Origin of the sequence: Obesumbacterium proteus (assembly GCF_001586165.1) — a bacterium.
GTDB classification, from domain to species: Bacteria; Pseudomonadota; Gammaproteobacteria; order Enterobacterales; family Enterobacteriaceae; genus Hafnia; species Hafnia protea.
In genome coordinates this window covers 2,287,666-2,301,028 of record NZ_CP014608.1, presented here as the reverse complement: position 1 = coordinate 2,301,028, position 13,363 = coordinate 2,287,666, and the positions used below count along the sequence as shown (strand labels likewise).

Annotated in this window: 11 protein-coding genes; 2 read left to right on the top strand and 9 right to left on the bottom strand. The window is 49.9% G+C overall.

Annotation, left to right across the window (positions count from 1 at the left end):
* Positions 1–131: 131 nt before the first annotated feature.
* The 9 genes from DSM2777_RS10805 to efeU all read right to left on the bottom strand — a co-directional run bounded on the left by DSM2777_RS10805 (position 132) and on the right by efeU (position 10,477).
* Complete coding sequence (locus DSM2777_RS10805; protein WP_046458507.1) at positions 132–536, bottom strand: flagellar protein FlhE; 405 nt, start codon at positions 534–536, stop codon at positions 132–134.
* Positions 536–2,611, bottom strand: a complete 2,076-nt coding sequence (gene flhA / locus DSM2777_RS10800; protein WP_046458506.1) for a flagellar biosynthesis protein FlhA — start codon at positions 2,609–2,611, stop codon at positions 536–538. Before flhA ends, DSM2777_RS10805 begins: the two co-directional genes overlap by 1 nt.
* Positions 2,604–3,755, bottom strand: coding sequence for a flagellar biosynthesis protein FlhB (flhB, locus tag DSM2777_RS10795; RefSeq protein ID WP_061553939.1), 1,152 nt, complete (start codon positions 3,753–3,755; stop codon positions 2,604–2,606). Before flhB ends, flhA begins: the two co-directional genes overlap by 8 nt.
* A gap of 180 nt (positions 3,756–3,935) precedes the next feature.
* A complete protein-coding gene (locus DSM2777_RS10790; RefSeq protein WP_061553938.1) occupies positions 3,936–4,280 on the bottom strand; it encodes a TehB family protein in 345 nt (114 codons plus the stop codon).
* Between the two features lie 18 nt (positions 4,281–4,298).
* The gene (gene norW / locus DSM2777_RS10785) at positions 4,299–5,441 is read right to left on the bottom strand and encodes an NADH:flavorubredoxin reductase NorW (RefSeq protein ID WP_061553937.1); all 1,143 of its coding nucleotides are present in this window, start codon (positions 5,439–5,441) and stop codon (positions 4,299–4,301) included.
* Positions 5,442–5,451: 10 nt separating this feature from the next.
* A complete protein-coding gene (gene norV, locus DSM2777_RS10780; RefSeq protein ID WP_025802316.1) occupies positions 5,452–6,849 on the bottom strand; it encodes an anaerobic nitric oxide reductase flavorubredoxin in 1,398 nt (465 codons plus the stop codon).
* 221 nt (positions 6,850–7,070) lie between these two features.
* Positions 7,071–8,369, bottom strand: a complete 1,299-nt coding sequence (gene efeB / locus DSM2777_RS10775) for an iron uptake transporter deferrochelatase/peroxidase subunit (protein WP_061553936.1) — start codon at positions 8,367–8,369, stop codon at positions 7,071–7,073.
* 93 nt (positions 8,370–8,462) lie between these two features.
* The gene (gene efeO, locus DSM2777_RS10770) at positions 8,463–9,587 is read right to left on the bottom strand and encodes an iron uptake system protein EfeO (RefSeq protein ID WP_061553935.1); all 1,125 of its coding nucleotides are present in this window, start codon (positions 9,585–9,587) and stop codon (positions 8,463–8,465) included.
* 44 nt (positions 9,588–9,631) lie between these two features.
* Complete coding sequence (efeU, locus tag DSM2777_RS10765; protein ID WP_061553934.1) at positions 9,632–10,477, bottom strand: iron uptake transporter permease EfeU; 846 nt, start codon at positions 10,475–10,477, stop codon at positions 9,632–9,634.
* Positions 10,478–10,895: 418 nt separating this feature from the next.
* On the opposite strand from efeU, the gene DSM2777_RS10760 reads away from it, so the two are divergent.
* Positions 10,896–11,078: a YodC family protein gene (locus DSM2777_RS10760; protein WP_061553933.1), complete on the top strand. Its 183-nt coding sequence runs from the start codon at positions 10,896–10,898 to the stop codon at positions 11,076–11,078.
* Positions 11,079–11,352: 274 nt separating this feature from the next.
* Positions 11,353–12,987, top strand: coding sequence for a phosphoethanolamine transferase (locus DSM2777_RS10755; RefSeq protein ID WP_061553932.1), 1,635 nt, complete (start codon positions 11,353–11,355; stop codon positions 12,985–12,987).
* Positions 12,988–13,363: the final 376 nt, after the last annotated feature.

Below are 13,363 nucleotides of genomic sequence, written 5' to 3'. Positions count from 1 at the left end.
ACCTCCCTTTTTAAAAAGAAAGGCGGATCGAGCTTCCTATCTATTTACGCAGTTTGGTTCCCCCCCATTACAGGGAGGGTTGGGATGGGGATTAGTACTTATCTATGTTTAAAACGGTGGGATGGTTCGCCTCAGCGATAATTCACAATCACCTGCTGACTCACCACGCGTACCGGTGGGTAAATCACGCCTTTGCCCGGAATTTGTAGCGTCATCGTCAATGGGGATGCGGCGGATTCGCCCTGTAGCGCCGAGCTTTGTCCATTGGCACTGTCTAGCCAAAAGCAGCGTTGCGGGGAGCAAAGCTGTACCGCTAATCCTGCTGGCGCAGGATTTAGTAGCTGATAGCGCCAAACCACATCTTGAATCGTGGCTCCAGCAGGAATTCCCACTGAAGGACTTAACGGGCGTGACGTGACGCTCACGCCTTTATGGCTGAGCGTTGCGCCAGTGCTATCTGCCGACCAACTGCCGCCAGCGGCGCTGGCAGAGCTGGAAAATATCATCAGAAGTGTGAGTGAAATGGCGCGTTTCATTATGCTGAACCAATGGTTGACGTCATTCGTATCTGGCGGTTGTCGCTGATCTCCATATTCGACAATACCACCAGCTGCGGCAGCGAGCGATGCAGGAAGCGCGCTAACAGAGGGCGCAGCGCGTGGTTGACCAGCAGCACCGGCGGCGCACCGAGCAGTTCCTGACGCTGTAATGCCTGCTGCGCCTGCTCTAATAAACGATCGGCCAAACCGGGTTCTAAACCGCCACCGCCTTGTAGTGCCTGTAGTAACAAGCGCTCAAGCGGCGTGTCCAAACCAATGACCTGAATCTCGCCCTCGCCTGGGAACCACTGTTGGGTAATCGCACGGCCTAGCGCCACGCGGATCACCGACGTTAGTTCATAAGGGTCACTTTGCGTCGGCGCATGTTCAGACAGTGTTTCAATGATTGTGCGCATATCACGAATCGAGACTTTTTCCGCCAGCAGATTTTGCAGAACTTTGTGCAACGTAGTCAGGGTGACAGTGCCTGGGATCAGATCGTCGGTCAGCTTAGGCATTTCCTGCGTAACACGCTCCAGCAGCTGCTGGGCTTCTTGGCGACCAAACAGCTCGCTGGCATGATTGCCGACCAAATGGTTAAGGTGCGTTGCCACCACCGTGCTGGCTTCGACCACCGTGAAACCTTGAATCTGCGCCTGCTCCCGCAAAGCGTTATCAATCCAAATGGCAGGAAGACCGAACGCGGGATCGACCGTGGCCTCGCCTTCTAAAGTTCCCGCCGCACTGCCCGGATTAATCGCCAACCAGCGGCCCGGATGTGCCTCACCGCGTCCCGCTTCAATCCCTTTGAGCAAAATTCGGTAACCCGACGGGCTCAACTCCAGATTGTCGCGGATATGTACCACCGGCGGTAAAAAGCCCATGGTTTGTGCAAACTTCTTACGAATGCTGCGGATACGCCCAAGCAATTCGCCGTTTTGTTGGAAATCGACCATTGGAATCAGGCGATACCCCACCTCTAGCCCCAGAGGATCTTCAAGCTGAACATCTTCCCATGTGGCTTCAACCACCGGAGGCGCTTCAGGGATAGCTTGTTCAGCCTGCGATGGTGCCGCACGCCCTTCTCGCTTGCTAATCCAATAAGCAATACCCAGCAATGCTGCGGTAAACAGTAGGAACACCAGATTTGGCATCCCCGGCACAAGGCCTAGTAGCCCGAGCACCGAAGCACTTAAAATCATGACGCGTGGATTGCTAAACAGCTGGGTGACCATCTGTTCACCAACGTCTTGATCGGTACTGACGCGGGTCACGATCACACCTGCCGCGGTGGAGATAACCAGCGCAGGGATCTGAGCAACCAACCCGTCACCGATGGTCAGCAAGGTATACGTTTCAGCCGCTTGCCCAACGGGCATGCCGTGCTGAATAACCCCCACCAGCAGCCCGCCGACCACGTTGAGCGCCATGATCATTAGTCCGGCAACCGCATCGCCGCGCACAAATTTACTCGCACCGTCCATGGAACCGTAGAAGTCAGCTTCCTGCGTCACTTCGGAGCGGCGTTTTTTCGCCTCATCTTCACCAATCAAGCCGGCGTTGAGATCGGCGTCAATCGCCATCTGTTTACCCGGCATACCGTCTAATACAAAGCGAGCCCCGACTTCAGCAATACGCCCTGCACCTTTGGTGATAACCATGAAGTTAATCAACACCAAAATGATGAAGACTACGATACCAATGGCAAAGTTGCCGCCGACCAAGAAGTGACCAAAGGCTTCGATAACCCGCCCCGCAGCGGCACCACCGGTGTGCCCATCCAGCAAGATAACGCGCGTTGATGCCACGTTCAGCGAGAGTCGCAGTAAGGTGGAAAACAGCAGGATGGTTGGGAACGCCGCAAACTCAAGCGTGCGCTGGGTAAACATCGCCACCAGCAGAACCATAATCGACAGCGCAATGTTGAAGGTAAACAATAAATCTAGAATGAATGGCGGCAGCGGTAGCACCATCATGGAAAGGATCATCAGGATCAGGATCGGGCCAGCCAGCACCTTCCACTGGGATCCATTCATTCCCTGTATGCGTAATAACGCAGCCAAATTACTCATCGGTGGTCTTCTCTCCGGCAAAATCCAGTGCTTCCGGCACTGGCAAGTTTTGTGGTTTCTTCGGTGCTAAACCGCCCTCTTTCTGCCAACGTTTTAGCTGGTAGACCCACGCTAAAACCTCGGCAACCGCGGCATATAGCGTGGCGGGAATATGGTGTCCAATCTCGCTGTGTTTATAGAGCGCACGGGCGAGCGGCGGTGCTTCTAGCTGAGGGATTCGATGCTGATTTCCCAGTTCTTTAATACGTAGCGCAATCTCTCCGGCCCCTTTTGCTAACACTTTTGGGGCGCTCATTTTGTTTTCCTGATACTGCAAGGCCACTGCATAGTGCGTCGGGTTGGTCACAATCACATCGGCCTTAGGCACATCGCTCATCATACGGCGGCGCGCAGCGGCACGTTGTTGCTGGCGAATGCGTCCCTTGACGTGCGGATCGCCCTCTTGTTCTTTAAATTCGTCTTTGATTTCCTGCTTGGTCATTTTGAGTTTGCTGATGTTGCTCCAGATCTGGTAGAAGACGTCAAACGCCACCATCGGCACCAGCCCTAATACAATCAACAGCCCGCACATGCCAATCAGATGCAGCGCATCGCCCATTGCGTCAAGGGGCGACTCAGCAATAAGCGCTAGCATTTGTCCCCAGTAATGCCAGATAAACCATCCGGCAACCCAACTGACCAGAACCACCTTCAGCACGCCTTTCAGCAACTCCGCTAACGCCTGGCTGGAAAACAAGCGTTTTAGTCCCGACAGCAGACTCATCTTGCTTAAATCAAACTTGATCGAACCCGGATTAAAGAAAAAACCGCCGATCAGCATCGGCGCGGCCCAGCCGACCATCATCAGACCCAGCAGTACAGGCATGAGCGCCGCCACGGCCTGCTGCAATAAATTGCCAAGCTGGCGCAGCATCTGTTTGTCATTGCTAATTAATAGTTGGTCGAACTGTAAACCTTGCGAAATCATCGCCGAAAGCTGGCGAGCCAAATGCTCTCCGCCGATCAATAGAATAGAAAGACCCGCCGCCAGCATCAGCATTGAGGTCAGCTCACGCGAACGCGGTACTTGTCCCTTCTCACGCGCCTTTTCAAGTTTGTGGGATGTGGGGTCTTCTGTTTTTTCTAGATCGCTATCTTCTGACACCGCGCAATCCCAAGGCTTTTGCTAAAAATGAAAATTAGTCAGTGCATAGGATGACAGATGAGATAAAAAGCCATGGCGAGAATAAGGGGCAGAAATTTAGGTTTATTGCGGGATCGTTTGGGGTTACTCCTCCCCTTGAGCGGGGAGGAGATAAAACTAGAAGGGACATTGTGTTAGAGGTTAGCAATCAACCACTTTGGTTAAATCGCTCTTCTCTGTATCTGCACTATCTTGAGCAAAGAAATCTAGATTGAAATAGGTGTCTTCGGTCAGCAGCTCGACTTTGTGCCAGTATTGCGGCGGTGAAACACCAAATTGCCCTGCATTGATAGTGACTTCAATTTCTGGCGTCTGAGCCTGTTCGTTGGCAAAGCCATAATATTTGACCGCGCCCTGCATCACAGAGAGTCGGCCGTACACACCTGCTTTGGTGTTGTGATGGCTTAGCAACGCCGCTGGTACGGTCTGGCGATTGAAGAACGGTGTGCTACGAGTAACATGATAGTTTGCTGGGATCTTGAACATAGTCTTCACCTTTTCACTTTATATTGAGAGCTGACGCAATAGCGCCAAGCCTTGCATCTGTGCGGTGCCGCCCGCGATATAACCCACTAACTTTTCGTCGCGATAGGCTTTCGCCAATAGGCTGTCGGCATCTTGTTCTATCTGCCAATCTACGTCGGCAGCCCGTGTTTCCCCGGCTAGCTGTAGCGGGAAGCGCGGCGTTTTTACATTGACCGGCATCACCGGCAGCGTGACGTGAGTCGGTTCACCCGCGATCGTTTTTGCCAACGCCGCGGCACACTGCGAAATCGGCTGTAAGAACGGCCATAAGCGGCCATCAATCTGCGCTACATCACCCAAGGCGTAAATATAGGGATCGGAGGTACGAAGCTGGCTATCAACCACGATGCCTCGTTCAACGTTCAGCCCCGCCTGTGCGGCAAGCTCGCTATTTGGGCGTAGCCCAGCGGCACAAATAACATGGTCGAACTCGCGAGCATCTCCGTTGGTGAACGTAGCTCGCAGGCCTTGAGGCAGACGCTGTAGCATCTCCAACGTGTTGTTCAGCAACAGATCGCAAGATAGCGCTTGTAGCGTTTCCGCCAGCCGCTGCGCGGCAAACTCAGGTAAAAGACTCGCCAGAATCTGCGCGGAAGGATCGCATACGCTGACCTGTTTACCCGCCACGGCAAGATCGTGCGCAATTTCAGTGCCGATCAAACCGCCGCCGAGCACCAAAACTCGATCGCCTTGCATCATTCGTTCGCGCAGATGGCGATACTCTTGCAGGCTGTTGAGCGTTTTGATGTCATCGCTCGCATCACCCGCTACCGGAGGAACAAAAGCGCGAGCCCCCGTGGCTAAGATCAGTTTGCTGTAGGCCAAAGTACGCCCATTGACCACAATCGTTTGTTCTGCGGGATGGATTGCCTCAACGCGCTGTTCGGTGAGCAGCATCATTTTTAGCTCTTGGCGCAGTTCCTGAGCGGTTTTGCGCGTCAGCTGCTCTGCGCTTTGTTGCTGGCTAAAGGCATGGCTCAGCTGCGGTTTGGCGTAATCCACGCCGTCATCGGCGCAGATCATCACTAGCCCAGAGGTCGGCTGTAACCGGCGCACGTTGCGCGCCAGTTGTAGCCCTGCATGACCACTGCCAACAATAATGACAGGATGATTCTCAGCCATAATATGTTCCTCAGTCAGCAGGATAGAAGTCGTCTTTGCCCATCAGGCACACTGGGCAGAGGAAACTGTCCGGCACGTCTTCCCATGCGGTACCGGCCGGAACGCCCTGATTTGGCTCGCCCAGTTCAGGATCGTAAACCCATGAACAGGTGCGGCAGATCCATTTACCTGAAGAGGATTTTTCTGCGCCTGCGCAACCGCTGTCACAACATGCGGGAGCACCAAGCTGGCGAGCAAATTCAGCGCCGAAGGCTTCACACTGAGCAACCGCGTCTTCGGTCGGTTTCCACTCGGCTTTGATGCCACGCATCATCATAAATCCGCAATCTTGCAGGCGTGAAGAGATACGGTCGACGGCACCACCGCTCCAGCCATGGCTACCAAACGCCGCCGCGGCTTTTCCGGTAAAGCGCAACCCTTGCATCTCTTCTAATAACCCAGCCACCTGCGGCAACATCACGTTATTAACCGTTGGAGAGCCGACCAAAATTCCTTTCGATTTGAACACTTCGGTCAGTACGTCATTCTTATCTGAGTTTGCCAGATTGAACTGTTTGACCACTACGCTAGGATCGGCCTGACGAATACCGCGCGCAATCGCCTCAGACATGGTGCGCGTGCCATTCCACATGGTGTCGTAGATCAGGGTAATTTGGTTTTCCTGATAGCTGTCTGCCCATTTGAGATAGTTTTCAACGATCTGCGCCGGATTATCGCGCCAGATAATGCCATGCGAAGTACAGATCATATCGAGCGGCAAATTCAGTGATAACACTTCTTCAATCTTTTTCGTGACCAGTTTGCTGAACGGCGTCAGGATATTGGCGTAGTACTTGATGCATTCGTTATACAGTTCGTTTTGGTCAATTTCGTCATTGAACAAACACGCACTGGCGAGATGCTGACCAAAAGCGTCGTTACTGAACAGCAGAGCGTCTTCCGTCATGTACGTCATCATGCTGTCTGGCCAATGCAGCATTGGCGCTTCAACGAACACTAATTTTTTACCGTTGCCGATATCAATAGAATCGCCGGTTTTTACCACGCGGAAATTCCAATCTTGGTGATAATGACCTTTGATGGAATTCACGCCGTTGGCGGTGCAGTAAATGGGGGTGTTCGGGATTTTAGCCATCAGCGCAGGCAATGCGCCGCTGTGGTCGCTTTCTGCGTGGTTGGCAATGATGTAATCAATTTTATCGAGATCGATTTCGCGCTCTAAATTCGCCACAAACTCGGCGGCGTATGGTGTCCAGACGGTATCGATCAGAACGTTCTTTTCTTCTTTAATCAGATAGCTGTTGTAGCTAGAGCCTTTGTGAGTCGAGTATTCGCTGCCGTGAAATTCGCGCAGTTCCCAGTCTTGTTTACCAACCCAGTAGACGTTGTTTTTTACCTGAATAGCCATGACCCACTCCTGATTATTGCTCTTTCTTAAATATGCATTTCAAATGCGTCTTTGCAATTATAGTATTTAATATGCATTTCAAATGCAACTTAAAGAATGCACTTTTTCTTGGGATAACCCTTGAGGAGTATCTGCGGGGTTTGGCGGCTAAAACAAAAAACGCCAGCAGGATGCTGGCGTTCAAATCGTGAGTTTAGGTTCTTATCTCATTCATATTTCAACTAAATCTTCTGGAACAGTCCCTCGCCCAGATAGTGATTTTTATCTTTCACTCCCGGCAGTACAAAGAAATATCCACCGCCGATCGGTTTGATGTATTCCTCTAACGCTTCGCCGTTCAGACGTTTTTGTACGGTAATGAAGCCTTTATCCAGATCGTGTTGATAGCACACAAACAGCAATCCCATATCAAGCTGACCGGAGTTAGATACGCCCTGCGAATAGCTGTAACCACGGCGCATCATTAAGCTGCTGTGTGTTTCTTGAGTTCGAGGATTAGCCAGACGAATATGCGCATCCAGCGGAATCACTTTTCCCTCAGGATCTTGAGTGTAATCCGGTTCATCGTGCTCATGCGTCATGCCGAGTGGCGCACCGCTCGCTTTATCACGGCCGAAAATTGTTTGCTGCTCTTGCAGCGGCGTGCGATCCCAAAACTCGACGCGAAAACGAATAATTCGTACCGCTTGATAGCTGCCGCCCACCGCCCATGCCGGTTCTTTTTGGTCAGCGGTGACCCACACGATGTCGTTCATCAGAGGCTTGTCGTCGGCGTTTGGGTTTGCCGTACCGTCTTTGAAACCCAGAAGATTGATCGGCGTTTCTTTGCCATGGCTTTGTGCCGCATGGGTTGAGATGAAACCTTCCCGCCGCCAGCGCACGCTGAGTAAGTCTGGCGTGTATTTGATAATGTCGCGCAGCGCGTGGATCACGCTGTCGTTGCTGTTGCTGCAAATTTGAAGCAATAGGTCGCCGTGACAGATCGCCGCATCCAGCGAGTCATTAGGGAAACGCGTCATTTTTTGCAACTGAAGCGGCTTGAGCGCAGCCAAGCCAAAACGCTCGTCGAACAGGGAATCCCCTACTGACACGGTAATCGTCAAATTATCAGGGTAAATATCCGGCCCCATGATGCCGGAATCCATCGGCGGCAATTTGGCATCCGCGTGCGGCGCTTCACCGCCGTGCGTCAAAAAGGCAATACGTTCGGTGAGCAGCTTCATTAAGCGCTGCAAGTCGTCAGCGTTCGTCGCCAGCACGTCAAAGGCAACCAGCATAGCCGAAGCCTGCTGCGGCGTCAGAACGCCAGCCTGGTGCTCCCCATAGAAGGGCTGTTTCTGCCAGCGCGCACTCTCGGGGTATTTATCCGTCGCCAACGGTTTGGTGCCGGTATCTGCCTTTACTGTTCCACCAAGTACCAAGGCGCCGCTTAACGCGCCGGCACCTAACAGTAAACGGCGGCGGGAAGGCATTTCGGCCTCCCCCGTCAGCCCGGTGATCGGGCATCCTTTACCACTCATTTCTTTAACCCCAATATTGCGAATCCCAGTTTTCTACGATTCGCTTTTTAGCTCTAGCTTTTGAACGCTCACTTTCTAACCGCATCGCTAATCTTAATCGAGCCCTAACACACCACGCAGCTGCGCTAAATCTTCTGCCAGCGCAGTGATTGGCCCTTTCATCGCATTGCGATCTGCGGTGGTGAGTTTTTCGTAAGACTCATAGCCGTCTTTGGTACGGTATTTGTCTAAGATCGAATCAACGGTTTTAAAGTTGGCGTCAATTTTGGCGAGCAGCTGAGGATTCGCTTTTTCCAGCATCGGACGCAGCAGATTCACAATCTTTTGTGCGCCATCAACGTTGGCACGGAAATCCCACAGGTCGGTGCGGCTGTAGCGATCTTCTTCACCGCTAATTTTGCTTGCCGCCACTTCTTCGATAAGACCTGCCGCGCCACCGACGACTTTGCTTGGAGCAAAGGTCAGCGTCGTCACGCGGGTTTGTAGTTCAAGCACGTCTTTCATCAGACGATCCGCATAGCCGTCCATTCCTTTCGTGGTTTTGTCACCAAACAACACTTTTTCTAGACGGTGGAAACCGGTGAAATTAGGATCTTGCGCCTTTTGTTCGTAGTCGTCTTCACGCGCATCAATGCTGCCATCGAGATCGGAGAACAATTCTGCAATCGGTTCAATGCGCTCATAATGCTGACGCGTTGGAGCATAAAGTTTTTGTGCCGTTGCCAGATCGCCTTTTTTCACTGCATCGGTGAAGGCTTTAGTCTGCTCAACCAGCTGTTTAACTTCTTGCATGACATAAATTTTGTATTCTGCAATCGGCCCCACCAGCGCCATTGCGTCAGTCTTCACCGCGGCTGCGCCGTCGGCGGCCTGAACAATGATTTTTCCCTTCGGATTACTCAGCAGCCCGCAGGTCATATCGTATTCACCCGGCTCAAGGGTTGCCGTCATTTTTTGGGTGAATCCTGGGGCGATATTTTCGCGCTCTTCCACCACCATGACACCTTTAAGAATTTCCCACTCCAGACCTTTTTGGCTGTTGTTATGCACGATGAACTGGGTTTTTCCGGCAGGAATAGTGAGCGTCATCGGCTCACACTGTTTGTCATTGACCGCGATTTTCACCTGCGGCAATGCGTCGGCGGCAAATGCCGCGGTCGCAGGTAAGGCCAGTAAAGCTAAAGACAGCGCAGTGCGGCGGAAAGTCTTGTTAGACATAGAAATAACTCCCTGAGAAATAGGATAATCGTATTGAAAACTCATTAACGTGAATGACCCGCTTTACTATTCACCGCCGCAACATCTGCGCGCTGTGGCATGAAGAAGAAAATCAGTGCGGGGATCAGATACAGGAAATAGACCAACACTTCACTCACCGAAGGCGCTTCTTGATAGCCTAAAATGCCTTCTAAAAACGTTCCTAACAGTGAATGGGTAGAAAGTACATCGGTAAGATTGAAGGCGATATCTTGCAGATAATTCCATAATCCGGCCTCATGGAAGGCGCGTATTGCACCTGCGGCAAGACCTGCGGCGACAAACAGGATGAAGAGGCTTGTCCATTTGAAGAACTTAGCTAAGTGCAGCTTTATTCCGCCCCAATAAATCATCATGCCGACGAGAATGGCGCAGACGAGCCCCAATACCGCGCCGATGGGCGCCTGAACGCCAACGTCTTGCTGGAATGCCGCCAGCAGGAAGAAGACCGACTCTAGCCCTTCTCGCGCCACGGCGAAGAAGACCATCGCTACCAGTGCCCAACCCTGTCCTCTACCTGCACTGAGTGCGTTATCGATCGCCCCTTCGAGATGTGTTTTTACCGAGCGGGAAACCTTACGCATCCAGAACACCATGTAGGTCAGAATGCAGACCGCGACCACCGCAACCAGTCCTTCGAACAGTTCTTGCTGCTTTTGCGGGAATTCACCGGTGGTTTCATTGATGAAGATGCCCAATCCTAAACAGAGTGCAGCGGCGAGGATCACACCAATCCAGACGACGCCCAACCACTGCGAACGCTGGGTTCTCTTTAGATAACTGGCGATAAGGCTGACGATCAACGCAGCTTCAAGGCCTTCGCGGAACATGATGAGGAAGGGAACAAACATGCTTTTCTCTCTTGCCTGCGCACAATGCGCATGTAAAGAACCGTAAAAATAATGATACCGATTATCATTACGGTTAATAAAAAAACAAGCGTTCACCTCATATTATTTGTGAATTAAAGTGTGGCCAGTTGTTACCTTCTGGTATTTGAAATGAAAATAACTTTTAAAAACAAAGCAATGAGTTTTTTAAGTGAGCAATTTTTTATGACATCCGAAAAAGCGATTCGAGTGAACCAATAGGCATCTGCACCAGCGGAAAGTTATTCAATTTTTATCACTATAGACATCGGTTCTTTTCACTATTTATCGGGGCTAATTTGGTCTATTTTTTAATGCATACTTTATTTGAATATCTAAACATTCAATCAGATAAACGCATTCTGTTTATTATTTAGACCGATTTATTGAGGAGAGAAGCATGATTTTTTCAGTTGGTGACAGCGTGCAGAAAACCAGCGGTGGCCCGCGAATGACGGTTGCCGCGGTTAATGGCAATGACATTACCTGTTCTTGGAATGAGCTAGGAAGCGAAAAGCAGGAAACTATAGCGGCTTCACATTTGGCCCTCTACCAAGAAGACGGTGATTTTGGCGTTTGCTAAATATCGCTAAATCTTCACCTGATTAGCCCAAAGATTTCACGCCGCATGATAATCAATGCGGCGTTTTTTTATCACACAATGTCATTCACTTTGCAGACATTCCGCTGTTTTCACTCGCTGAGTTCTTATCACCTGAAGCCTTGATGGCTTAAGGCTATCTTAAGTTTGGCTCGCTAATCTGCCCCACTATAAAAGCGGTTTATTTATTACGCTTAATTCTTGGCCACTATTCCATCAGACATGGTCATTTAACGGGTTTTGGGGAGCGTTTACCTTGCAGCGAAAGGCGTTAAGAGTCAGTTTTTTATCACTGACCATTATTTTGGCAATTTACTTTACTCTCGTCGTTAACTTACCGATTTTGCTGCATTTCTATCGGATACTGACTTCGTTAGATAACTATAAACTCGGCTTTGCATTTTCAATCCCACTGGTGCTGATTGCCGCTCTGAACTTCGTTTTTACACCGTTCACGTTTAAACCGATTTTCAAACCTTTCTTTTGCATCATTCTGGTAGTTAGCGCCTTTGCTAGCTACGCACAATTGAAATACAAGATCATTTTCGATCGCTCGATGATTGAAAACATTTTTGAAACCAACCCCGCAGAAGCCTCGTCGTATTACAATTTCTCGGTGGTATTGTGGGTGTTGTTCACCGGCATTCTGCCCTGCGTGCTATTGATGAGAACCCAGATTATCTATGCGCACGGCTTTCTCGCCCGCTTTGGGCTGCGTCTAGTTTCTATGCTGGTTTCACTTTTGATTATTGCGTTGGTCGCGAGCCTCTATTACCAAGACTACGCATCCGTTGGCCGTAATAACCGCACGCTAAATTTGGAAATTGTGCCAACTAACTATCTCTATAGTGCTTCGCAATATATTAATCGTCGCTACCTAACCAAACCTATTCCGTTCCGTAAGATCGGTGACGATGCGAAATTAGTACAAAAAGCAGGCAGCAAGCCAACGCTGGTCTTTTTAATCGTGGGAGAAACCGCTCGCCATCAGAACCAGCAGTTACAGGGTTATGCTCGCCCAACCAATCCTTATACCAGCCAAGAGCCCGATCTGATTTATTTCTCTAAGGTCAGTTCATGTGGCACCGCAACCGCTATTTCAGTGCCGTGTATGTTCTCAAATATGCCGCGCACACACTTTGATAATAACGTGGCTCGTAACAGCGAAGGATTGATGGATATCTTGCAAAAAGCAGGCGTGTCCACTTACTGGAAAGATAATGATGAAGGTTGCAAGGGCGCCTGCGATCGCATTCCAACACAGATAGTGCCGACGAATAGCGACAAAAATCTTTGCGATGGTGAAACCTGCTACGACGCCGTGTTATTAAAAGATTTAGATAAACTTATTCCGAATGACGGAAAAAATAAGACGCTGGCATTCCATCTTATCGGCAGCCATGGTCCAACATACTACAAACGCTATCCTAAAGAGTTTCGTTTCTTTATTCCTGACTGCCAGCGCAGTGATATTGAAAACTGCACTCAGCAAGAATTAGTGAATACCTATGATAACACCATCAGGTATACCGACTATGTTGTCAGCCAGTTCATTCAGCGACTTAAAGGATATGAAAAAGACTATAACGTCGCGCTGTATTATGTATCTGACCACGGTGAATCATTAGGCGAAGATGGTCTATATTTACATGGAACGCCTTATAAATTTGCCCCCGATGAGCAAACGAAAGTCCCGATGGAAATGTGGCTATCGGATGGTTTTGTTCAAGCCAATGGAATAGATCGTGATTGTGTCGCCAAGCTTGCCAAGACGAACAACTATTCGCATGACAATCTATTCCATACCATGCTAGCAATGATGAATGTTCAGACCAAAGAATACGATCCAAATCTAGATATTCTCAAAGCATGCCGGGCAAGTAACCCGTGATAACGCAGAGAATAAGATGATCAATATCACAGTTTAAGCAATCACCTAAGCCACGGATACACCGTGGCTTTTCTATTTGAGTTAAATTACTCATAACAAATTCACCACATATCTAATCTTTGATGAGCAGATAATCCCACGGAAATACAGTTTCCGTCCAAATAGCCTTGTATTCGTAAGCAATAATATCTAGCGGAACAGTTTTTACCGCTCATGATCATTTGAAACCAACAATCCAAGCCCCCAAATTTGTTCTTATATTGTAAATTATTAGTTCAATTGAAAAAACAGATAATAAATGTAACAATTACGGCATTCAGAGAATATAAAGTTCTACTGTAGTCTACAGACATCATTCTCCTATACGCTTTAATGT

Excerpts from the sequence above, each read along its gene's own strand:
- efeO (WP_061553935.1), bottom strand. The coding sequence starts at position 9,587 with ATGTCTAACAAGACTTTCCGCCGCACTGCGCTGTCTTTAGCTTTACTG.
- flhA (WP_046458506.1), bottom strand. The coding sequence starts at position 2,611 with ATGAGTAATTTGGCTGCGTTATTACGCATACAGGGAATGAATGGATCC.
- norV (WP_025802316.1), bottom strand. The coding sequence starts at position 6,849 with ATGGCTATTCAGGTAAAAAACAACGTCTACTGGGTTGGTAAACAAGAC.
- norW (WP_061553937.1), bottom strand. The coding sequence starts at position 5,441 with ATGGCTGAGAATCATCCTGTCATTATTGTTGGCAGTGGTCATGCAGGG.
- DSM2777_RS10760 (WP_061553933.1), top strand. The coding sequence starts at position 10,896 with ATGATTTTTTCAGTTGGTGACAGCGTGCAGAAAACCAGCGGTGGCCCG.
- efeB (WP_061553936.1), bottom strand. The coding sequence starts at position 8,369 with ATGAGTGGTAAAGGATGCCCGATCACCGGGCTGACGGGGGAGGCCGAA.
- DSM2777_RS10805 (WP_046458507.1), bottom strand. The coding sequence starts at position 536 with ATGAAACGCGCCATTTCACTCACACTTCTGATGATATTTTCCAGCTCT.
- DSM2777_RS10790 (WP_061553938.1), bottom strand. The coding sequence starts at position 4,280 with ATGTTCAAGATCCCAGCAAACTATCATGTTACTCGTAGCACACCGTTC.
- efeU (WP_061553934.1), bottom strand. The coding sequence starts at position 10,477 with ATGTTTGTTCCCTTCCTCATCATGTTCCGCGAAGGCCTTGAAGCTGCG.